General features: G+C 73.6%; 22 protein-coding genes. 20 read left to right on the forward strand and 2 right to left on the reverse strand.

All coding sequences use genetic code 11. From position 1 onward, the window contains the following. Positions 1–10 precede the first annotated feature (10 nt). Positions 11–1,480, forward strand: coding sequence for an aldehyde dehydrogenase family protein (locus SROS_RS31905; RefSeq protein ID WP_012893050.1), 1,470 nt, complete (start codon positions 11–13; stop codon positions 1,478–1,480). A 3-nt stretch (positions 1,481–1,483) separates the two neighbouring features. Here SROS_RS31905 and SROS_RS31910 read toward each other — a convergent pair whose 3' ends face one another. Next, positions 1,484–2,071 carry a hypothetical protein gene (locus SROS_RS31910; RefSeq protein ID WP_012893051.1) on the reverse strand — a complete coding sequence of 196 codons (588 nt, stop codon included), beginning with the start codon at positions 2,069–2,071 and terminating at the stop codon, positions 1,484–1,486. Further along, entirely contained in the window at positions 2,068–2,349 is a 282-nt protein-coding gene (locus tag SROS_RS31915; protein ID WP_012893052.1) for a Dabb family protein, read from the reverse strand. Before SROS_RS31915 ends, SROS_RS31910 begins: the two co-directional genes overlap by 4 nt. A gap of 83 nt (positions 2,350–2,432) precedes the next feature. Between SROS_RS31915 and SROS_RS31920 the strand changes: the two genes are divergently transcribed. From SROS_RS31920 to SROS_RS32010, 19 genes are all read left to right on the forward strand, one after another. After that, entirely contained in the window at positions 2,433–4,067 is a 1,635-nt protein-coding gene (locus tag SROS_RS31920; RefSeq protein WP_012893053.1) for a nitrilase-related carbon-nitrogen hydrolase, read from the forward strand. Then, entirely contained in the window at positions 4,064–4,864 is an 801-nt protein-coding gene (locus SROS_RS31925) for an oxidoreductase (protein WP_012893054.1), read from the forward strand. The genes SROS_RS31920 and SROS_RS31925 overlap by 4 nt, the downstream gene beginning before the upstream one ends. Then, positions 4,861–5,772, forward strand: coding sequence for an alpha/beta hydrolase family protein (locus SROS_RS31930; protein WP_012893055.1), 912 nt, complete (start codon positions 4,861–4,863; stop codon positions 5,770–5,772). Before SROS_RS31925 ends, SROS_RS31930 begins: the two co-directional genes overlap by 4 nt. Before the next feature lie 9 nt (positions 5,773–5,781). Then, a complete protein-coding gene (locus tag SROS_RS31935; protein ID WP_012893056.1) occupies positions 5,782–6,924 on the forward strand; it encodes an aromatic ring-hydroxylating dioxygenase subunit alpha in 1,143 nt (380 codons plus the stop codon). Then, the gene (locus SROS_RS31940) at positions 6,899–7,615 is read left to right on the forward strand and encodes a hypothetical protein (protein ID WP_012893057.1); all 717 of its coding nucleotides are present in this window, start codon (positions 6,899–6,901) and stop codon (positions 7,613–7,615) included. Before SROS_RS31935 ends, SROS_RS31940 begins: the two co-directional genes overlap by 26 nt. Before the next feature lie 49 nt (positions 7,616–7,664). Next, positions 7,665–8,585, forward strand: coding sequence for a hypothetical protein (locus tag SROS_RS31945; RefSeq protein WP_012893058.1), 921 nt, complete (start codon positions 7,665–7,667; stop codon positions 8,583–8,585). Beyond that, complete coding sequence (locus SROS_RS31950) at positions 8,576–9,340, forward strand: SDR family oxidoreductase (protein WP_012893059.1); 765 nt, start codon at positions 8,576–8,578, stop codon at positions 9,338–9,340. The genes SROS_RS31945 and SROS_RS31950 overlap by 10 nt, the downstream gene beginning before the upstream one ends. Next, positions 9,337–9,963 carry a hypothetical protein gene (locus SROS_RS31955; RefSeq protein WP_012893060.1) on the forward strand — a complete coding sequence of 209 codons (627 nt, stop codon included), beginning with the start codon at positions 9,337–9,339 and terminating at the stop codon, positions 9,961–9,963. The genes SROS_RS31950 and SROS_RS31955 overlap by 4 nt, the downstream gene beginning before the upstream one ends. Beyond that, entirely contained in the window at positions 9,960–10,703 is a 744-nt protein-coding gene (locus tag SROS_RS31960; protein WP_012893061.1) for a maleate cis-trans isomerase family protein, read from the forward strand. Before SROS_RS31955 ends, SROS_RS31960 begins: the two co-directional genes overlap by 4 nt. A gap of 45 nt (positions 10,704–10,748) precedes the next feature. Next, a complete protein-coding gene (locus SROS_RS31965) occupies positions 10,749–11,705 on the forward strand; it encodes a poly(ethylene terephthalate) hydrolase family protein (RefSeq protein WP_012893062.1) in 957 nt (318 codons plus the stop codon). A gap of 71 nt (positions 11,706–11,776) precedes the next feature. Continuing rightward, entirely contained in the window at positions 11,777–12,736 is a 960-nt protein-coding gene (locus SROS_RS31970) for a hydroxymethylglutaryl-CoA lyase (protein WP_012893063.1), read from the forward strand. A gap of 67 nt (positions 12,737–12,803) precedes the next feature. Continuing rightward, positions 12,804–14,285, forward strand: a complete 1,482-nt coding sequence (locus SROS_RS31975) for a class I adenylate-forming enzyme family protein (RefSeq protein WP_012893064.1) — start codon at positions 12,804–12,806, stop codon at positions 14,283–14,285. Positions 14,286–14,297: 12 nt separating this feature from the next. Next, positions 14,298–15,593, forward strand: coding sequence for a DUF4437 domain-containing protein (locus SROS_RS46350; protein ID WP_012893065.1), 1,296 nt, complete (start codon positions 14,298–14,300; stop codon positions 15,591–15,593). Between the two features lie 138 nt (positions 15,594–15,731). After that, a complete protein-coding gene (locus SROS_RS31985) occupies positions 15,732–16,355 on the forward strand; it encodes a GntR family transcriptional regulator (protein ID WP_012893066.1) in 624 nt (207 codons plus the stop codon). Continuing rightward, the gene (locus SROS_RS31990; protein WP_012893067.1) at positions 16,352–17,548 is read left to right on the forward strand and encodes a CaiB/BaiF CoA transferase family protein; all 1,197 of its coding nucleotides are present in this window, start codon (positions 16,352–16,354) and stop codon (positions 17,546–17,548) included. Before SROS_RS31985 ends, SROS_RS31990 begins: the two co-directional genes overlap by 4 nt. A 52-nt stretch (positions 17,549–17,600) precedes the next feature. After that, positions 17,601–18,248: an isochorismatase family protein gene (locus SROS_RS31995; RefSeq protein WP_012893068.1), complete on the forward strand. Its 648-nt coding sequence runs from the start codon at positions 17,601–17,603 to the stop codon at positions 18,246–18,248. After that, positions 18,245–19,246, forward strand: coding sequence for an LLM class flavin-dependent oxidoreductase (locus SROS_RS32000; RefSeq protein WP_012893069.1), 1,002 nt, complete (start codon positions 18,245–18,247; stop codon positions 19,244–19,246). Before SROS_RS31995 ends, SROS_RS32000 begins: the two co-directional genes overlap by 4 nt. Further along, positions 19,243–20,457: a CaiB/BaiF CoA transferase family protein gene (locus SROS_RS32005; RefSeq protein WP_012893070.1), complete on the forward strand. Its 1,215-nt coding sequence runs from the start codon at positions 19,243–19,245 to the stop codon at positions 20,455–20,457. The genes SROS_RS32000 and SROS_RS32005 overlap by 4 nt, the downstream gene beginning before the upstream one ends. Continuing rightward, positions 20,454–21,797 (forward strand): MmgE/PrpD family protein, encoded by a 1,344-nt coding sequence (locus SROS_RS32010; protein ID WP_012893071.1) that lies wholly within the window; start codon positions 20,454–20,456, stop codon positions 21,795–21,797. Before SROS_RS32005 ends, SROS_RS32010 begins: the two co-directional genes overlap by 4 nt. Positions 21,798–21,804 lie beyond the last annotated feature (7 nt).

The following is a 21,804-nucleotide window of genomic DNA, read 5'->3' on the forward strand; positions in this document are numbered from 1 at the left end:
GGAGGCCCCGATGGATCTGATCACCCGGGAGAACCCGGCGCGCGTCGACGAGGTCGTCGGGTCCGTGCCCGTCACCGACCCGGCGGCGGTGGACGCGGCCGTGCGCCGGGCGGACGACGCCTTCCGCGACTGGTCGGGGCTGCCGGTCGCGGAACGCGTCGCCGCTCTCCGGCACGGCGCCGACACCGTGGCCGCCCGGCTGGAGGAACTGGCGCCGCTGCTGGCCCGCGAGTCGGGCAAGCCGCTGGCCGACTCGCGCGGCGAGATCGGCTTCGCCGTCACGTTCCTGCGGTGGGTCTGCGACGAGGCCCCGGCGGTGCTGGCCGCCACGGAGATCGACGACGACGCCGGGCGGCTGGTGGTGCGGCGCAAGCCGTACGGGGTGGTGGGGTGCGTCACGCCGTGGAACGCCCCGGTCATCCTGGCCGTGCTCAAGCTCGGGCCCGCGCTGGCGGCGGGCAACACGGTCGTGCTCAAGCCCTCGCCCCTGGCGCCGCTGACGGTCACCGAGGTGGCGGCCGCGCTGCCCGCCGTACAGGTGGTCCACGGCGGCGCGGAGACCGGCCGTGCGCTGGCCGGTCATCCGCTCGTCCGCAAGGTGGCCTTCACCGGCGGCGACGCGGCGGGGCGGGAGATCGCCGCGACGGCCGGGGCGATGATCACCCCGGCGGTGCTGGAGCTGGGCGGCAACGACCCCGCCGTGTTCCTGCCGGACTTCGCGCTGTCGGGCGCCGACTACGAACGCCTGGTCATGGCGTCGTTCGCCACCGGCGGGCAGGTCTGCATGGCGGCCAAGCGGCTGTACGTGCCGCGGGCGCGGATCGCCGAGTTCACCGAGGCGTACCTCGCGGCTGCGGAACGCGTTCTCGTCGTCGGCGACCCCCTCGACCCGGGGGTCACCATGGGCCCGGTCATCTCGGCCGCGGCCGCCGCCCGGATCCGCGCGCTCGTGGCGGGCGCGGCGGGCGGCACGGTGACGCCGCTGGGGAGGAGCGCTCCGGGGCACGATCCGGCGTCGGGGTACTTCGTGACCCCGTGCCTGGTCACCGGCCTGGACGACCGCGCCCCGCTGGTGGCGCAGGAGCAGTTCGGCCCCGTGGTGCCCCTGCTCGCCTACGACACCGAGGGAGAGGTCCTGGCCCGCGCCAACGCGGGCGAGCTCGGCCTGGCCGCCTCCGTCTGGTCCGCCGACGAGGAGCGGGCCTTCGCGCTGGCGGGGCGGCTCAGCGCCGGATTCGTCTTCGTCAACACCCACAACCGCACCGGCATGTCCCTGCGGGCTCCTTTCGGCGGGGTCAAGCGCAGCGGCTACGGCCGCGAGTACGGGCGGGAGGGCCTGCTGGAGTACGTCCAGTCCGCGGTCGTCCACGTCCCCGCCGCCTTCCGCCCCGGCGGCCCCGGCATGGCCCCCGGCGCGTATCCCGGCGGCGTCCACGACGGGACCCCGCGAGCCGCCGGAACCGTCCGGCCCCCGCCCTGACCCTCATCCGCCGTCGCGGTCGCCCGTCGCCGCGATGGCGGCGATCAGTACGGCCTCACCCACGTTGCCCAGGATGGGCCACGCCACGGCGGCGCCCGCGGTCGCCAGGAGCACGGCCGCGCCCAGGAAGAGCCAGGGCGTGCGCCGCCGTACCCACAGCACGGCACCCGCGGCCAGCAGGATCACCGTGGTGACCAGCGCCGCGATCGGCGGCCCCGACGGATCGGCGGAGACGTGGCGCAGGGTGTCCGACCACCACCGGGGTTCCAGCCGCAGATCCGCGAGACCCACGGCGTCGAAGACGACCAGCACGCCGGCCAGGCCCCACGCCGGAGCGGCCAGTCCGCGGCGCACGAGGGCGGCCGCGTGGACGACGAGCAGCGGGGTGAGGACGGCGTGGGCGGCGAAGCGGCCGGTGCTGAGCGCCTCCAGTCCCGGCCCCTCGCCGATCAGCCGCCCGGCTCCGACGACCGCCGAGTCGTAGGCGACGCCCACCGCGACCGCGAACGGGATCCACAGGCCGGATCGCGCCAGCCGTACGGCCAGGGCCGCCTGGATCAGGGCGAGCCCGCCGTACAGGGCCGAGATCACGACTCGTGGTCGACGACGGCCCTGGCGGCGAGCCGGGGACGGATCCAGCCGGCCACCTCCAGGTGGGCGGGATGGTCCTGGTAGCCGCGCAGGTCGTCGGCCGACTCGTGCACCGTGACCAGGCACAGGTCGTAGGAGAGCGCGGAGCCGGTGGTGTCCAGGCCGACGGTGAGTTCCCGGATCTGCCCGATCCGGTCCTTCAGCCCTTCGAGCAGGTCCCTGGCCACCGGGGCGTCCCCGGGATCGGAGAACTTCATCAGCACGACGTGGTTCAGCACGATCGCCTCCTAGACATTTGCTCCGGTTTCGCGAGATCCTAATCGTTGGAAACGTTGTTTCTCTAGACGTAACAGGAGCGGACATGGTGCGCGTCGCCGCGGTGCAGTTCGCAACCGGCCTGGATGTGACCGCCAACCTCGCGACCTGCCTGCGAATGATCGACTCCGCCGCCGGGCAGGGGGCCGAGCTGATCGTGCTGCCCGAGTTCTGCAACCACCTGTCCTGGTACGAGAGCCGCGACCACGCGCGCCGCCTGGCCTGCCGCCACGGAGACCCGTTCCTGAGCGCCGTCGCCGGGCGCGCCGCCCGGCACCGCGCGCACGTCAAGCTCGGCGTCACCCTGGCCCGCGAGGACGGCCGCGTCACGGGGGCCTCCCTGCTGTACGGACCGGACGGCGCGCTGCTAGGCGAGGCCGACAAGCAGGTGCTGATGGGCGCGGAGAACGACCACCTGGACCCGGGAACGGCCGTCGGCCCGGTGGTGGCGACCGCGGTCGGCCGGCTCGGCATGTACGCCTGCATGGAGGGCGTGATCAGCGAGATCACCCGCGGGCTGGCGCTGCGCGGCGCGCAGGTCCTGCTCAACAGCCTGAACTCCTTCGCCGTGGACGAGGCGAGCCTGCACGTGCCGGTCCGCGCCGCGGAGAACAGGGTGTGGGTGGTCGCCGCCAACAAGGTCGGGCCGCTGCTGCCCGCCGACAGGATCGAGCTGATCGGCGCCGGGCTCGGCGTCCCGCCCGAGTGGCTGCACGGCGCGGGTGAGAGCCAGGTCGTCGCCCCCGACGGCACCGTCGTGGCCAGAGCGCCAAGGACCGGCGAGGCTGTCGTGGTGGCCGACGTCGACGTGGCCCTGGCCGACGACAAGGTCCGGCCCGACGGCACGGACGTGCTGGCCGCCCGCCGCCCCGCCCTCTACCGGCCGATCGCCGCCGAACCCCGCGGCCGTACGGCTCCCGCCGGAGCGGGCAGCGTGGCCGTGGCCGTGGTCAGGCCGTGCGCGGGGCTCGGAGGCGCGACGGAGCTCATCAGGCGGGCGGCCGAGAGCGGGGCGGAGCTGCTCGTGCTGCCCGAGCTGTGCGGGGTGACGGCCGAGGAGGCGGCGCGGGCCGTACGCGGGACCACCGCGCACGTGGTGCTCAGCGAGATCCGCGACCGGGCGCACGACGGGCTGCTGGTCTCGGCCGACGGGATCATGGGACGGCAGCGCAAGCTCCACCCGTCCGCGCGGCAGGCCGGGCGGGTCACCGCGTTCGGGGACGGGCTGGAGGTCTTCGAGCTGCCGTGGGGAAGGCTGGCCATCATCGTCGGCGATGACACGATATTTCCGGAAACGTTCAGGCTGGCGGCGCTGGCCGACGCCGACGTCGTCGCGGCGCCCCTCACCCCGTCCGAGCCCTGGGAACTCCGGTCCGGCCTGCTGGAACGGGCCGCGGAGAACCGGCTCAACGTCGTCGCCGCCGGACACGACGGGCCCGGCGGCCTCGCCGGCGCCATCCTGGCCGCGCCGCGGGACTTCACGCTCTGGACCGCCTGGGAAGGCCCGTTCACCGGCCGCATCAGCCACCCGATCGTCACCCCGGTCAGGAACGACGACCGCGTGGTGCGCGCCGACGTCCACCCTGCGCAGGCCGTCAACCGGCACGTCTCACGCGGCACCGACCTGGTGGACGGCAGACCGTGGCGGCTCGTCGGCGCGCTCCTGGAAGGAGACACGTGAAGGAAACGCTCCAGCACGTCGAGCAGATGCTCGACGGGTCACCGGTGGTCGACGTCACCGAGACGTTCGAGCAGTTCCGCGGCATGCTCGCCGCCCTCAAAGCCAAGATCGACGCGCGGTTCGAGCTGACCGCGGATCCCAGCTCGCTCGACGCCTACGGCACCTACCCCGACGGACCGGGCGGCCGGATCGAGGCCTACTCCGGCCCGGAGGTCGACTGGATGGTCCACTCCTGGCTGGGCGACCCGGCGGCGAGCTTCGCCAACCTGCACCTCACCGTCTGGCTCGGCCCGCAGGTCGACGTGCCGCACCTGGGCATCGCGCTGCTGGTCTGGCCGGAAGGATGGTTCTACCAGGACTACATCCCCCGGGTGAACCTGGTCGAGCGCGGCGACCACTACGACCGGCACTACGCGCCGCTCGACGCGGACTGGCTGCGGTTCAGGGAGGAGAACCCGGACTTCACCTGGTTCACCAGCCGGGCCGGGTTCATCCGCGCCGGCCTGTCGCCCAACGCCTACTGCTACTCCTTCCCCCGCGCGCGGCAGAACATCGACGTGGTCGGCGAACTGCTCCACGCGCGCGTCGACCGCTGGCTGCGCTGGGTGGACGAGGCCGGACCCATGCCGGAGGCCGGCAGGGCGGCACTGGCCGCGACCGACCTGGCGATCCGCAGGAACATCGCCGAGCGCGACCCGGCCAACGTGATGGGCGTGCGCTACTTCGGCCAGGAGCTGACCGACCGGCTGGTCCGCGCGCTGTGGGGCGGCGACCGCGGGCTGCCGAGGCCCTCGTGATCCGCTCGCTGTGGTGGGCGGCGAAGACCGGCGGCGAGGCGCCGTTCGACACCGCCCATCTGAAGGTCCACTACCCGGCGGCCCCGGACGGCGACCGGCTGACCGGCGTGTTCCGGCCCGAAGGCGGGCCGTACCCGGTGGTGCTGTTGCTGTCCGGGATAAACGTGGGCCAGGACGCCTACCGCTGGCTGGCCGTCGAGATCGCGGCCGCCGGGTTCGTCTGCGTGACCTTCGACCGGGTGGGCGAGCTGTTCGGCGGGGAGTACGGGCTCACGCCGGGCGTCGACCTGGACGCCGCCCGGCCCGGGACGTACGGCTCGCGCCCGACCTGCCCGGCGATCCCCTCGATCCTGGCCGCGCTGGCGGAGATCGACCTGCTGAAGGGCGCGATCGACCTGGACAGGGTCGCGCTGGGCGGCCACTCGGCGGGCGGCTCCCTCGCGCTGCAGTCGGCCCGGCACTTCCCCGAGGTGAAGGCGGTGTTCGCCTACGGCGCGCACACCATGGTGGCCACCATGCTGGGCTGGCCCGCGGGCACGGTGGTCCCGGCCCAGGTGGACTGCCCCGTCCTGCTCACCGTGGGCACCAGGGACGGCGTGATCATGGGCAGCTCCGACCGGTACGGGCAGGAGGCGCACCCGGCCGACCCGGTCACCCGCACCTTCGACGAGGCGCTCACCGACCGGGACGGCTCCCACCTGCTGGCCGTGTTCGAGGGCGCCAACCACTTCGGCGTCGCCGACCCGGTGGACCCGACGGCCGCGCGCGCCTTCCTCGACCTGCCCGCCACCGCCGAACCGCGTCCGGCGCTGGCGCAACTGGTGATCGCCTTTCTGCGAACTCATCTGTACGGCGACACGCGGGCGCGAGCCGTGCTGGACGGCCTGCCCGGCCTGCGGCGGCGGTAGGAGGAGACCATGCTCAAGAACTTCTGGTACGCGGTGGAGTTCGGCCACGCGGTCGGCCGCCGCCCCCGCAAGGTCACCTGCCTCGGGCAGGACTTCGTGATCTGGCGCCGCCGCGACGGCCGGATCGCGTGCCTGTCCGATCTGTGCGTGCACCGGGGAGGCGCGCTGTCGATGGGCACGCTGGCCGGCGACGACTCCATCGCCTGCCCCTACCACGGCTGGGAGTACGGACCGGACGGCGGGTGCGTGAAGATCCCGGCCAACCCGCCGGGCCGGGGCATCCCCTCCAAGGCCCGGGTCGACGCCTACCCGGTGATCGAGAGGTACGGGATGGTCTGGGCCTTCCTCGGCGACCTGCCCGAGGAGGAGCGGCCGCCGATCCCGCACATCCCCCAGCACGAGGACCCGGCGTTCCGGGCGGTCTACTGGGAGACCACGGTCGACGCCAACTACGAGCGCACGCTGGAGAACGTGGTCGACGCGGCGCACACCCCGTTCGTGCACGGCACCGCGTTCGGCAACCCGGACAGGCCGGAGATCCCCGACTACGAGATCACCGGCGACGACTGGCACGCCGAGGCCGACATCCTGCTCAGCCCCCCGCTGCCGAAAGGCCTGTGGGGAGCACTGGCCCGGCGCAGGCCCCGCGCGGAGCACGTCGTGGTCTCCAACGGCTGGTACCTGCCCAACATCGTCAAGCTGCACGTACGGCTGCCCTTCGGCGACCTCGTCCTCTACGACCACAACATCCCGCTCGGGCAGAACCGCACGCTGGTGAAGATCGTCGGCTACCGCAACTTCTTCACCGGGAGGTGGGCGGACGGCAACGCGGTCAAACGCATCGAGAAGATCTTCGAGCAGGACCGCCCCGTCGTCGAGAACCAGCGGCCCGAGCTGCTGCCCTTCGACCTCTCGGCCGAGCTGCACATCCGCAGCGACGCCCTCCAGGTCGCCTACCGGCGACGCCGCCGGCAGCTCATGGACCGGGGCTGGTGGGTCGGCGGCGACGACATCGTCACCGGTGACGTGCCACGTCGAGAGGCCACCGTCATCCCCTCGCCCGCCCGCCGCGACAACCCCGACCTCGCCCGCGCCTGGGTCCACCGATCCCGAGGAGAGACCGTCAATGAGCCTGCCCGCAGCGCTGAGTGAGCGCACCCTCGACCGCCTGCTCACCGCCACCGGCCTGTCCTCTTCGGCGCACGTCGAGCTGACCAGCCCGATGTCCCCCGCCCCCGTCGGCGCACTCCGCGTCTTCCGTCCCCCCATGCCGGCGCACGCGGACGACGCGCGGCCGGCGAAGGCGGTGACGGTCAGCCTGGTGGTCCCCGCGATCGGGCTGGACAGTCACATGATCTTCGCGTTCACCCGGCCGGGGTCGGCGGTGCCGCACTTCACGCTGGACTCGGTCGCCTCGGCCGACTACCACGCGATGCACCTGGACCTGATCCCCCGCGTGGAACTGGCCACCCACCTGGCCTACCTGGACGCCGTCCACCTGCCCCTCACCCCCCTGCTGGAGGCGGCCTGGGAGATCGACGGCGTCTCCCCCGCGGCGGTCGGCCCCCGCCAGCGGGCGATGATGTCCCCCTGGATGCTGGTCTGCCGGGCGACCGAGGACGCCTTCGAGAAGCTCGGCCCGACCGTCGACGCCTATTTCGACCACTGGCTGTCCCTCGTCGGCGGGGGCGTCCCCGCCGTGGACGACACCGACCTGGCCGCCCGTGACGCCGTCAACCGCGCCAACCTGTTCAGCCCCGACGTGGACCCGGTCTGGCACCAGGTCACCCGCCTGCTCGGCGCCGACCAGACCGACCGGATCCGCTGGGAGCTCCTGTCCTGACCTCCTCCCCACGGCGGAAATCCGGGTTCTCCACGCTCAAGGAGGTTCGATGAGTACGGCACAACCCAGCGAGTGGCAGAGGCGCATCGCCGGAGAGTGGCACGGCCGCCCCTCGTTGTTCGACGCCACCGGCACCTGGCGGGGTTACGAGGACATCCGCCGCTCGTCCGTCTTCGAGGACGGCGTGACGACCTACTACATGGACGGGGGCATGGAGGGCGGCGGCCCGCTGGCCGGCCGGTTCCGGCTGGGCGCGCCCTTCGCGTTCGGCGTGGCTGACTCCGACGCCAACCGGGTCTACACCGGCCCCGACTTCTTCGGCACCGGCCAGCCGTACGGCTCGTTCGTGGACGCCCACTACTACGGTCCCGGCTGGCAGGTCGACCTCAACACCTGGAACCAGGTCCTGCCCGACGGCGAGACCCAGGTCTACTCCTCGATCCTCTACCAGGGTCCCGCCGTGGTGGGCTGCTTCAACGGCCTCTACACCCGCGACCCCGGCAGGGTGGCGGACTGGCCGGCGGCCGAGACCGGCAACGGGCCGGTGCCGCACATCCTGCCGACCAAGACTCCCGGCGCCTTCTCCGGTTCCTGCGAGGTCTTCGGCGCCGACCAGAAACCCCGCGGCACCGTCGAGATCACCATGGAACTGGAACCGCTGGACCTGCTGCGCACGCGCCGGCACGTGACCTGGTCCGGCGCGCTGGACCGCAGCTACACCGCCGACGTGCGCCGCGACGGCTTCCGCTCCTTCCACGAGGGCCCGGACGCGTGGGGGAACGCGCAGGCGTACGGCCGCGCGAACCACCCGAGCCTGCACTTCCGCGACGTGTGGAAGCTCAAAGGCCGGGAGTTCATGATCGACGCCGTGCCCGGGATGGCCGCCGGGTCGACCCTGGCGGTCGCCTACGAGCTGTTCGAGGGCAACGTCCTGTCCGCCGTCGTCCACGGGGTGCTGAGATGGTCGTAGTCGTCACCGGCGGCACCCGCGGCCTCGGCCTCGGCCTGGTCCGGGAGTTCCTCGACCGGGGCCACCAGGTCGCCTTCTGCGGCAGCCGCCCCGAATCCGTCGACGGGGCGCTGGCCACGCTGGAGGCCGGGCGGGTGTGCGGGGTGGTCGCCGACGTCACCGACCGGGCCCAGGTCCAGGCGCTCTGGGACGCCGCCGTGGACCGCTTCGGGAAGGTCGACGTCTGGATCAACAACGCCGGGGTCTCCCACTCGCGCAAGCCGCTGTGGGAGCTCCCGGCCGCCGAGGCCGCGACGGTCGTCGGCGTCAACCTCACCGGCGTGCTCAACGGCAGCGCGGTCGCCCTGGCCGGGATGGCCGAGCAGGGCCACGGCCACGTCTGGAACATGGAGGGGCTCGGCAGCGACGGCCGCGCCGTACCCGGGCTGTCCGTCTACGGCGCGACCAAGCGGGCGCTCACCTACCTCACCCGCGCCCTGGCCAAGGAGGTCCCCGACGGCGTCTCCGTGGGCCTGCTGAGCCCCGGCATGGTGGTCACCGACCTGCTGGTCCACGACTACTCGCCGGAGGAGCTGGCCCGAGCCGCCCGGATCTTCAACATCCTGGCCGACCGCGTCGGGACCGTCGCCCCCTGGCTGGCCGGACGAGCGCTGTCGCAGACCCGCAACGGCGCCCACGTCCGCTGGCTGACCAGGCGCAAGGTGTTCGCCCGCTTCGCCGCCGCCCCCTTCGGGAAGCGCCGGGTGATCCCGTGACGTATCCCGTGGCACTGGCCGCCGAGGACTTCGTCCCCGTGGTGCTGACCGTGACGGGCGTGTGCCTGCTCGGCCGGTACGCCGGCGACCGGCACCGGCCCGGCGTGCTCCTGGCGGCGGCTCTCATCGGGGCGGGCGGGCTGTCCAAGGCCGGCTGGAAGCTCATCGTCGCGCTCGGCGGCCCGGACCTGCCCTGGCTGGAGCTGATGCTGTTCCCGCTGCTCACAGCCGGGTTCGGACTGCTGGCGTGGATCCTGACCGCCCATCACGACGGCTCGGCGCCCGGCTGGATCCCGCCGCTGGTCATCGGCCTGCCGGCGCTGTGCGCGGGCGGCGCCGTACTGGCCGGGAGCACGTTGCCGCTGCTGGTCAGCACCATGGTCTTCGCGACCCTCAGCGGCGTCCACCTGATCCTGGCCGCCCGGCGGCGCGGCGACCTGCTCGCCGCCGCGCTCTTCGGCGTCCAGCTGCTCGGCTTCTTCGTCCTCAGCCCGCTCGCCGCCCGCCCCGACCAGACGGTCGCCCTGCAGTGGGTCGAGCAACTGTCCAACACCGCCGCCCAGGGGGCGTTCGCCGTCGCCGCGTTCCGGCTGGGCCGTACCCGGCAGGAGGTCTCGCCATGACCGACGCGCTCGGCTGGCGCCGCAAGTTCGGCGTGATCGCCCCGTCCACGAACACGATCGTGGAGCCCGACTTCTACCGCATGACCGTCCCCGGCGTGACCGCGCACTTCGGCCGCATCCACATCCGCGACCAGAACATGGCCGGGGACGAGGGCATGGAACGGCTGCTCGACCAGATCCGCGAGGAGATCGGCGCCGCCTGCGAGCGGGTGCTGACCTGCGAGCCGGACTACATGGTCATGGGCATGTCCGCCGAGACCTTCTGGGGCGGCGTCGAGGGCAACCGGCGCTTCGTCGAGCAGATCCACGCCATCACCGGGCTGCGGGTGGCCACCGGCGCGGAGGCCTGCGAGCGGGCCCTGAACCTGTACGGCGCGCGCAGGATCGGCGTGGTGACCCCCTACCAGCCGGTGGGCGACGAGAACGTGGTGCGGTTCTTCTCCGAGATCGGCTTCGACGTCGTCGCGATCAAAGGTCTGAGGTGCCCGACGGCCGTCTCGATCGCGCATGTCACCGAGTCCACGCTCCGGGGGGCGCTGGCCGAGGTCGATCTGGCGGGCGTGGACGCGATCGTGCAGTGCGGGACGAACCTGTCCATGGTCGGCCTGGCCGACGAGGCCGAACGCCGGCTCCGCAAGCCGGTCATCGCCATCAACGCCGCCACCTGGTGGATGGCGCTGCGCGACAACGGCATTCAGGACAAGGTGTACGGCGCCGGCCGCCTCCTGCGCGAGCAGTAGCTCTCAGCGGTTCGTTCCTCACGATCGGTACCCCAAGGAGGAAACATGGCCCCATCGACCAGACCCGCCCACCGGCTGCGTGCCTGGCTGGCCGCCGCGGCACTCGCCGCGGGGACCGTGGCGGCGCCCTCGGCGGCTCTGGCCGGCGACGTCCCGGCACCCGCCGCGACGTCGCCCGGCTGGGTCGGCCGGTACGAGACCCGGATCGGCGACGACCCGGCCGCCGTCTACTATCCGGCGGGCCGCCAGACCGTCCCGGTCGCCCTGCTGCTGCAGGGTGCCAACGTCCCCGCGGCGAGCTACGACAGGTTCGCCCGGATCGTCGCCGGTTTCGGCTTCGCGGTGGCCGTCCCCGACCACCGGCGCGCCGTCGGCCCGGTCTCCGGGCTCTTCCCCGAGCAGCTCCAGATCAACACCGCCGCGACGTGGGCCGGGGCGGAGAGCGCCCGCGAGGGCTCCCCGGTCGCCGGTCGGCTGGACGCCGGCCGGCTGGTGCTGCTCGGTCACTCCTTCGGCGCGGCCGCCGGGCTCTTCGCCGTCGGCAACACCTGCACGGTCCCGTTCTGCTTTGGCCCCGTCTACCGGCGCCCCGCGTCCCTGCGGGCCGCGGTGTTCCACGGGGCCGGAACGGCGGCGCCCGGCGGCGGGACCGTGCCGATCGACAACGCCGGGGTGCCCGTCGCCCTGGTCCAGGGAGATCTGGACGGGATCAACCCGCCCGCCACGGCACGGGCGACCTACGACGGTCTCGGCTCGGCTCCCAAGGCGTTCGTCACGCTGACCGGAGCCAACCACTTCGGCCTCACCGACACCCAGGCCCCGCCCGGGGCCCTGCCCGACCCCTCGCCGCAGGCCCTGCCGCAGGAGGAGAGCGTCGACGCGGCCGCCAGGTGGAGCGCGCTGTTCCTGCGCGCCTCCCTGGGAGACCCGCTGGCCGCGGCCTACGTCTACGGTTTCGGCGACTCCTCCGACGACGACGTCACAGTGATCTCCCAGCGCTAGTTGTATACATTCATGGTGCACTTCCCGACTTTTATCGATAATTATAGGCTTATTGCATACACTTCTGAGGTATGACTTCCGCGAATGTGCGCATCGTCGAGGTGGGGCCGAGGGACGGGCTGCAGAACGAGTCCGTTCTGGTCGGCACCGACGCCAAGGTGGCCTACATCGAGGCGCTGGCGGCCGCGGGCCTCACCCGCATCGAGGCGGTCAGCTTCGTCCACCCCCGCCTGGTCCCCCAGATGGCCGACGCCGAGCAGGTGATGGCCCGCGTTCCACGGCGCGACGGGCTCAGCTACATCGGCCTGATCGTCAACGCGCGCGGCCTGGACCGCGCCCTCCAGGCGGGAGTGGACGAGGTCAATGTCACGGTCGTCGCCACGGAGACCTTCTCCCGGCGCAACCAGGGCATGTCGATCGCCGCGGCGCTGGACTCGTTCGGCGCCGTCGCCGGGCGCGCCCGCGCGGCCGGGCTGCGCGTCACCGCGACCATCGGGGCGAGCTTCGGCTGCCCCTTCGAGGGCGAGGTGCCGCCCGGCCACGTCGCCGAGATGGTGCGGCGGTGCGCGGACTCGGGGGCCGACGAGATCGCCCTCGCCGACACGATCGGCGTGGGCGTCCCCGCCGACGTGCGGCGCCTGACCGGAGCCGTGCGCGAGGTCACCGGCCTGCCGCTCCGCTTCCACTTCCACAACACCCGCAACACCGGCTACGCCAACGCGCTGACCGCCGTCGAGGAGGGCGCCGCCGCGCTCGACGCCAGCGGGGGCGGGATCGGCGGCTGCCCGTTCGCCCCCGCCGCGACCGGCAACATCGCCACCGAGGACCTCTCCTACGCGCTGCGCCGCTCGGGGGTGGACACCGGCGTCGACCTCGACCGGCTGACGGCCGCGGCCGCGTACATCGGCGAACGGCTCGGCGCCCCGCCGCCCGCCCTGCTCGGCAGGGCGGGCGACTTCCCTCCGGCGCCCACCCTCTCCCCTCCGGCCACCACCACCGCGCGGACGGCACCCGGGCGGGCCTTCCGCTGACGGCGGCTCGTGCGCGACACGCCTCACCTCGTCGCAATGGCATTTCTCACGCGGAACAGGAGGGCCGATGCACATCGCGGACGGGATCCGCGGATTCGCCGCAGCCTCCCCTGCGGCGCCCGCCGTGATCGACGGCGACCGCACGCTGACCTACCGGGGTCTGGACGACCGCTCGAACCGGCTGGCCAACGCCCTGCTGACCGCCGGGCTGCGGCCGGGCGAGCGGGTGGCGCTGCTGCTCGGCAACCGGATGGAGTATGCCGAGATCGCCTGCGGCATCGCGAAGGCGGGGCTGGCCATGGTGCCGCTCAACCCGCGCCTCACCCCCGGTGAGGCGGCCTACGTGCTGGGTCACTCCGGCAGCCGGGCCCTCGTCCTGGACGACGCGCTGGCCGCCGCGGTCGAGGGCGTGGAGGTGCCCGGCACGGTCCTGTCCGTGGACGGCACCCGGCTCGGGCCGTCCTACGAGGCGGCGCTGGCCGAGGCGAGGTCCGCCGACCCCCGGATCGAGACGGACGAGCGGGAGCCGTTCTGCGTGGCCTACACCTCGGGCACCACGGGCAGGCCCAAGGGGGTGGTGATCAGCCACCGGTCGCGGTCGCTGACGTTCTACGCCTCCGCCCTGGAGTGGGGTCTCGGCCTGGGGCGCCGGACGATCGCGGTCGCGCCGATGTACCACGGCGCCGGGTTCGCCTTCGGCTACGCCCCGGTCCACACCGGCGGCACGGTCGCGATGCTGCGCTCCTGGGATCCCGAGCGGCTGCTGGCGATGATCGAGCGGGAGCGCGCCCAGTCGGTCTTCCTCGTTCCCACGCACGCCCACATGCTGCGCGCGGCCGGGCTGGGGAAGTACGACCTGTCCTCGCTCGACACGCTCTACTTCAACGCCGCCGCGCTGCCGGGGCCGTTGAAGGAGTGGGTGCTGGAGGCGTTCCCCGGTGTCGGCGTGCACGAGCTGTACGGCTCGACCGAGGCCGGGATCGTCAGCACCTGCCGCCCGGCCGACGCCCGGCGCAGGATCGGCTCGGTCGGGCATCCCTGGTTCATGACCGAGGTCAGGGTCGTCGACGACGAGGGGAACCCGGCGCGGCGGGGCGAGCTGTTCAGCCGCTCGCCGTACCTGATGAACGGCTACCTGGACGACCCCGCGGCCACCGCCGCCTGCACCACCCCCGACGGGTTCCTCACCAGCGGCGACATCGTCGAACGCGACGAGGAGGGGTACCTCTACATCGTCGACCGCAAGAAGGACATGATCGTCTCGGGCGGGGTCAACATCGCCCCGCGCGAGGTCGAGGAGGTCCTCGCCGCCTTTCCCGGCGTCGCCGAGGCCGCCGTCGTGGGCCTGCCCGACGAGCGGTGGGGCGAGAGGGTGGCGGCGTTCGTGGTCGTCCTGCCCGGCGCGTCGGTCGACGCCGAGGCCCTGGCCGCGCACTGCCGCGCCCGGCTGGCCGGGCCCAAACTCCCCCGGCGGGTGGAGTTCGTCCCCGCGCTGCCCCGCAACGCCGCAGGCAAGATCCTCAAGCGCGAACTGCGCGACACGCACTAAGGAGGGCCGTCCATGCGACCGCATGTCGAACTGATCCACGAGGACGACTACGTCTGGCACGCCGCCGAGCTGGTCGGCGGCGAGGGCCGGGCCGGCGAGCGGCGGCTGTCGGTCGACGAGGAGGACGGCTCCTCCTCCCTCCGGATCGACTTCCGCACCGACTGGGGGCGCGGCCCCGGCGTCCACCACGCCGACACCGAGTACTACGTGCTCCAGGGCACGATGACGTACGGCGGGCGCCGTCTCGGCAGGGGCGGCTACGTCCACGCGCCCCGGGGCGTGCCCGCCGAGGCGATCACCTTCGCCGAGGGCACGCGGATCCTGCACTACCGCGAGTACGGCGACGCCGGCTTCGACCTCCACGCCGCGCGCCGGCCCGGCGCCCGCGACGACGTCGTCGTCCTCGACACCGAGGCCATGCGCTGGGACGCCGTGCCCAACCCCGGCCCCATGCCCGGACTGTTCATCAAATACCTGCGCGTCGACCCGGTCACGGGTTTCTACACCCGCCTCGTCCACGCCCAGGGCGGCTGGTCCGACCACCGCCTGGCCCATCACCCCTGCTACGAGGAGGCCTACACCGTCCAGGGGCACATGGAGTACAACTTCGGCACCCTGGACCTGGGCACTTACTTCTTCAGGCCCGCCCGCGTCAAGCACGGCCACTTCACCACGATGGAGGGCGGCGCCACCTGGCTGCTGCGCTCCGACGGCGAACTGCACAACTGGTACACCCAGAACGCCTGGGTGCGCTGGGGCGGCGAGGCCGTCAACTACGGGGGGACCGACGGCGGCCGCATGCGCTGGTCCCAGTCCGCGCACGACCTGGGCAGGGGCTCGAACCGGCGTGGCGAGCGCGACCTGGCGGACCTGCGGGCGTCCCTGGAGTACGCCCGCTCCCAGGGCGCGGCCGACGCCGACCACGTCCCGCACGGTCACGGTGCCGACAGGAGCCTGCTCGCCATCGCCAAGGCCCTCGACGCGGCCCGCCTCCAGGGCGGCCACGGCGACCACGGTCACACGGACGACAGTCACGGTCACACGGACGGCGGTCACGACCACGGACATACGGACGGCGGTCACGACCACGGACACGCGGACGGCGGTCACGACCTCCACGGTCCGGCCGCCGACTGGGGAGCCGACCCCCGATCGCTCGAACACCCCGGCGAGCGCACCGATGCCGGCGCCCACAACCGGGGCCACGGCCGCGCCTGGAGACAGGGCGACCCCGTCCCCGCCCCCATCCTCTCCAGCCTGCCGGTCCGCAGCCGCTCCCGCGGCCGGTGGGACGCCGACGGCATGTGACCCGTCCGTGCTCCCCCGGGCCCGCCCCGCCCGGGGCCATCGACCCCGGACTCCACAGATCATGGAATTGTATGCAGAGATTGCCAATATCTCGCTTATCTCCCATGATTAGGCGGAGAAACCCATAAGGATGTATACATGTCGACAGTCGATGACCTTCGCGGCCTGATCCTCGCCGGCCGATACGCCTCAGGTGACCGGTTGGGCGAGGTCGAGCTGGCCGAGATGCTCGGCGTCAGCCGCACCCCGGTCCGCGACGCGCTGCGGCAGCTCCAGTCCGAGGGGCTCGTCGAGATCACCGCCAACAAGGGCGCCAAGGTCATGGAGTACCCCCGGGCCGACCTGGAGACGATCTTCGAGCTGCGGGCCGGGATCGAGGGCCTGGCCGCCCGGCGGGCCGCGGCCACCGCGACCGAGCAGGACGCCGGACGCCTGCACGAGGTGGCGGTGACCCTCGGGGAGCACGCCCGGCGCCACGACCTCGACGCGGTCTACCGGCTCAACGCCGAGTTCCACCAGGCGCTGGTACGGCTCGGCGGCAGCGCCGTACTGGCCCAGTCGATCAGCTCGCTGGTCCACTCGCCCGTGCTGCTGCGCACCTACAGCGCCTTCGACGAGGAGGCCATGCGGCGCAGCGTCAACCACCACATCGAGATCGCGGCGGCCGTGAGGGCGGGCGATCCGGACTGGGCCGAGGCGGTGATGCGCGCCCACCTGTTCTCCGCGCGCGCCTCGCTGCTCGGCCCGAGGGAGAGGCCATGAGAGGACTTCCCCTCGACGACGTCCGCGTCGTCGAGCTCGGCCAGCTGCTCGCCGGGCCGTTCTGCGGCCAGTTGCTGGGCGACTTCGGCGCCGAGGTGATCAAGGTGGAGGACCCCGGCAGGGGCGACCCGATGCGGCAGTGGGGCAGGGAGAAGCCGTACGGGCAGTCGCTGTGGTGGCCGGTCGTCGCCCGCAACAAGAAGTCGGTCACCTGCGACCTGCGCACCCGGGAGGGCCAGGACCTGGTCAGGCGGCTCGTCGAGCGAGCCGACGTGCTGCTGGAGAACTTCCGGCCCGGCACGCTGGAGCGCTGGGGCATGTCGCCCGAGCGGCTGCACGAGCTCAACCCCCGGCTGGTCATCACCCGCGTCACCGGCTTCGGCCAGACCGGCCCCTACGCCCCCCGCGCCGGATACGGCTCGATCGGCGAGGCCATGGGCGGCATCAGGCACGTCACCGGCGACCCCGACCGGCCGCCGTCGCGCACCGGGATATCGCTGGGCGACTCGCTGGCGGCCACCCACGCCTGCGTCGGCACGCTGGTGGCGCTGCACGAGCGGGAGCGCAGCGGGCGGGGCCAGGTCGTCGACTCGGCCATCTACGAGGCGGTGCTGGCGATGATGGAGTCGATGCTGCCCGAATGGCAGCAGGCCGCCTACCAGCGCGAACGCAGCGGGCCTGTGCTGCCCAACGTCTCGCCGAGCAACGTCTACCCGACCGGGGACGGCGACTCCATCCTCATCGCCGCCAACCAGGACAGCGTCTTCTCCCGTCTGGCGGCCGTGATGGGCAGGCCGGAGCTGGCCGCCGACGGGAGATACGCCACCCACGGCGCGCGCGGCGGGAACGCGGCCGAACTCGACGAGCTCATCGCCGCCTGGACCGCGTCGGCCCCCGCGGAGGACCTGCTCAAGGCACTGCACGAGGGCGGCGTTCCCGCCGGGCGCGTCTACACGGCCAAGGACATGTTCGAGGACCCGCACTTCGCCGCCCGCGAGGCCATCGTCCGCGTGCCGCACCCCGACTTCGGCGAGCTGGCCATGCAGAACGTCGTCCCCAAGCTCTCGGCCACCCCCGGCGCCGTCCGCACGGCGGGACCCGCGCTCGGCCGGCACAACGACGAGGTCTACCGCGGGCTGCTCGGCCTGACCGACGAGGAGATCGCCGCCCTGTCCGCCGCGGGAATCATCTGAAGCGAGGAGCCTCCATGCGCCGTCCCCCCGACCCCCGCTCCCCCGCCCGCGCATGATCAGGGACCACGACGAGGTGTTCGGAGGCTCCCTGCCGTTCGGGGAGCGTCCCGCGCTGATCCTCATCGACCTGATGCGCGCCTACTTCGAGCCCGGCGGCGAGCTGTTCCTGGGCTCCCGCGACTGCCTGGAGTCGGCCGCCCGGGTTCTGGCCGCCGCCCGTACGGCGGGCGTCCCGGTGATCCACACGAGGGTCGCGTTCGGCCCCGGCGGCGTGGACGGCGGGCTGTTCTTCCGCAAGGTCGCCCCGCTGCGCCACCTCGTCGGCGACGGGCCGCTCGGCCGGCTGATGCCCGAGGTGGCTCCCGGGCCCGAGGAGGTGGTGATCGTCAAGCAGTACGCCAGCGCCTTCTTCGGCACCACGCTCGCCTCGACGCTCAACGCGCTGCGGGCCGACACCCTCGTCATCACGGGCGTGTCCACCAGCGGCTGCGTGCGCGCCAGCGCCGTCGACGCGGTGCAGCACGGCTTCGTGCCGGTCGTGGTGCGGCAGGCGGTCGGCGACCGCGACCCCCGGCCGCACGAGGCCGCCCTGTTCGACATCCAGGCCAAGTACGGCGAGGTGTGGGACGAGGCGGCCGTGACGGACCGGCTCGGCGGGGGCCGCCGCCTGCGGGCCGGGAACGGACCGCCGGCCGCATGAGGATCACCTACGGCCCCTGGGGCGAGACGCTCGGCGAGCTGGCCGCCGCCGCCAGGGCCGCCGAGGACGCGGGCGCCGAGGTGGTGTGGGTGCCCGAACTGCACCGCAGCGCGACGGTAGGCGCCGCCGCGCTCGCCGGGGCCACCACCCGCGCCCAGGTCGGCACGGCCGTCGCCCTGGCCTTCACCCGCAGCCCGATGACCCTCGCGCTGGAGGCGCTGGACCTGGACGAGCTGTCGGGCGGCCGGTTCGTCCTGGGCCTGGGCAGCGGCGTCCGCCGCCTCAACGAGGACTGGCACGGCGTGCGCTGGGACAGGCCCGTGGCCCGGCTCCGCGAGACCGTCGCCGCGATCAGGGAATTCGTCGCGCGCTGCGGCACGGGCGAGCCGATCGACGCGCCGGGGCTGCGGATCAGGGGCTACCGGCGGCCCTTCCCCGCCGCCCGCGACCGCATCCCCGTCTATCTGGCGGCCGTCGGGCCCGCGATGACCCGCCTGGCGGCCGGGATCGGCGACGGCTGGATCTCGCACGAGCTGTGCTCGCCGGCCTACCTGCGCGACCGGCTGCTGCCCCGGATCGGCGAGGGCCTGGCCGGGCGCGCGCGCTCCGACCTCGACGTCGTGGTCTCCGCCTGCTGCTCCATCGACGAGGACCCGAGGGCCGCCCGCCGCAGAGCCGCCGGAGGGGTCGGCTTCTACGCCTCCGTGCGCGCCTACTCCGGCCTCTTCGACTTCCACGGCCTGGCCGGGGAACAGGCCCGGGTGGTCGAGGCGTTCCGGAGCGGCTCGGGCGCCGGCGACCTGGCCGGGGCCGTACCCGACCACATGGTCGGCGCCCTGACCCTGTCCGGCACGGCGCGGCAGGTCCGCGAGCGGCTCGGCGCCTACGAGGGGCTCGCCGACACGGTCAAGCTCACCCCACCCACCCACGGGATCCCCGCCGAGGAGACCCGCCATGCCCAGGACCGCATCATCGAGCTCATCGGAGACCTGACTTGAGGCCCCTGGAAGACGTCCGGATCATCAGCCTGGAACAGTACGGCGCGGGCCCCTTCGGCTCGCTGCACCTGGCCGACCTCGGCGCCGAGGTCATCAAGATCGAGGAGCCGCGTTCGGGCGGCGACGTCGGCCGCTACGTGCCGCCCTACGCCGACGGCGGCGACTCGCTCTTCTTCGAGGCCTTCAACCGCAACAAGCGGTCGCTGTCGCTGGACATCGCCACCCCCGGCGGCCGCGAGGTGTTCGAAGACCTGGTGCGCGGCGCCGACGCCGTCTACTCCAACCTGCGCGGTGACGTGCCGCAGAGGATGGGCATCACCTACGGGGCGCTCAAGCACCTCAACCCGCGTATCGTGTGCTGCTCGCTCACCGGCTTCGGCATGACCGGGCCGCGAGCGGCCGAACCCGGCTACGACTACATCCTTCAGGGTCTGGCCGGGTGGATGGACGTCACCGGCGAGCCCGAGGGGCCGCCGACCAAGTCGGGCCTGTCGATGGTCGACTACTCCGGCGGGTTCGTCGCCGCGCTGGCCCTCATGGCGGGGCTGCACGCCGCCCGGCGCGACGGCGTGGGGACGGACTGCGACGTGTCGCTGTACGACACGGCCGTCTCGCTGCTCACCTATCCCGGGGTCTGGCACCTCAACGCGGGCTACGCCCCGGCGCGCACCCGGCACTCGGCGCACCCCTCGCTGGTCCCCTTCCAGGTCTTCGAGACCGCCGACGGCTGGATCGTGGTCGGCTGCGCCAAGGAGAAGTTCTGGCGGCGGCTCGCCGCGGCCGTCGGCCGTCCCGAGTGGGCGGAGCCGGACTCCCCCTACGGCACGTTCGCCCGGCGCACCGAACGCGCCGGGGAGCTGCTGCCCCTGCTGGAGGAGATCTTCCGATCCCGTACGGCCGCGCGCTGGCTGGCCCTCCTCACCCCCGCCGGGGTGCCCTGCGGGCCGGTCAACACGGTCGAGCAGGCGCTCGCCGAACCGCACACGGCCGCGCGCGACCTCGTCGTGGAGACCGACCACCCCCGGTACGGCACGCTCCGCAACCTGGCGTCCCCGGTGCGGGTCGGCGGGGAACGCCCTTCCTACCGCCGGGCTCCGCGCCGTGACGAGGACGCCGGCTACGTGCTGCGCGAGGTGCTCTCCTACGACGCCTCCCGGATCGCCGCCCTGCGGCGGGACGGCGCCTTCGGGCCGCAGGAGCCGGCGCGATGACCGTCGCGGCCGAGCTGGCCCGCTGGGCGCTGGACCTGCGGGGGATCCCCGGCGACGCGGCCTCGGCGGTGCGACGGCACCTGCTCGACGGGCTGGGCGCCGCGGTGGCCGCGGCCCGGTCCGGAGCCGCGCGGCTGGCCGTGGACGTCGCGTCGGCGCTCGGCGGGCCGCCCGAGGCCACGATCATCGGCGGCGCGGGGAGGGTGGGCGCGCCGGCCGCCGCGCTGGCGAACGGAACGCTCGTCCACGCGCTCGACTTCGACGACACCCACGCCGGGGGCCTGGTGCACGCGACCGCGCCCGTGCTGCCCGCCGTCCTGGCCGTGGGAGAGGAGGTCGGCGCGAGCGGCGCCGAGGTCGCGGTCGCGCTGGCCGCCGGGCTGGAGACGATCTGCAGGCTCGGCGCCGCCGTACCGCACGGTTTCCACGCGCGCGGCCTGCACGCCACCTCCGTCTGCGGGGTGTTCGCCGCGGCGCTGGCGGCCGCGCGGCTCTACCGGCTCTCGCCCGAGCAGGCGGTGAACGCGCTGGGCGTCGCGGGCAGCCAGGCGGGCGGGCTGCTGGAGTCCGTCAACACGGGTGCCTCCACCAAGCAGCTGCACCCCGGTCTCGCCGCCCTGGGCGGGGTGCTGGCGGCGCGGCTGGCCGCCGCGGGGGCGACCGGGCCGGCGAGCGTGTTCGAGGGGCGCTACGGCCTGTACAACGTGCTGGCCGGCAGGCAGGTCGGGGGCGCGGCCGTCCTGGCCGGGCTGGGGGAACGGTGGGAGCTGACCCGGATCACGATCAAGCCCTACCCGGTGTGCCAGCTCAGCCACGCCGCCCTGGACGCGGCCGGCAGGCTGCGCCCGCGGCTCGGCGGGCGCGACGTCGACGAGATCGTCGTCGAGATCCATCCGGACGCGGCGCAGTTCGTGTGCGGGCCGGGCAAGGAACGGCCCGCCTCGGCGTACGCGGCCAAGTTCTCGCTGCCCTGGTGCCTGGCGGCGCTGCTCGTCGACGGCACGCTGACCACGGCGACCTTCGACGACCTGGATCGGCCCGAGGTGGTGGCGCTGGCCGCCCGGGTACGGCACGAGCTGGCCGACTCCGGCGGAGTCGCCGCCGGCCAGCCGGGCCGGGTGATCGCCCTGCTCGCCGACGGTTCCCGGGTGGAGGCCGCGGTCGAGCGGAGCGGCGGCGGGCCCGGCGATCCGGCCCTGGACGAGCTGGTGCGTACCAAGGCCGCCGCCAACCTGGGGGGCACGGCGGTCGTCGCGACGGTCGACGTGCTGGAGCGCCTGCCCGACCTGACGTCCCTGATGGCCGCGTTGAGAGGACCCTTGACATCCTCCCCGCCCTGAAGGACGG

Source organism: Streptosporangium roseum DSM 43021 (assembly GCF_000024865.1).
Lineage (GTDB): Bacteria > Actinomycetota > Actinomycetes > Streptosporangiales > Streptosporangiaceae > Streptosporangium > Streptosporangium roseum.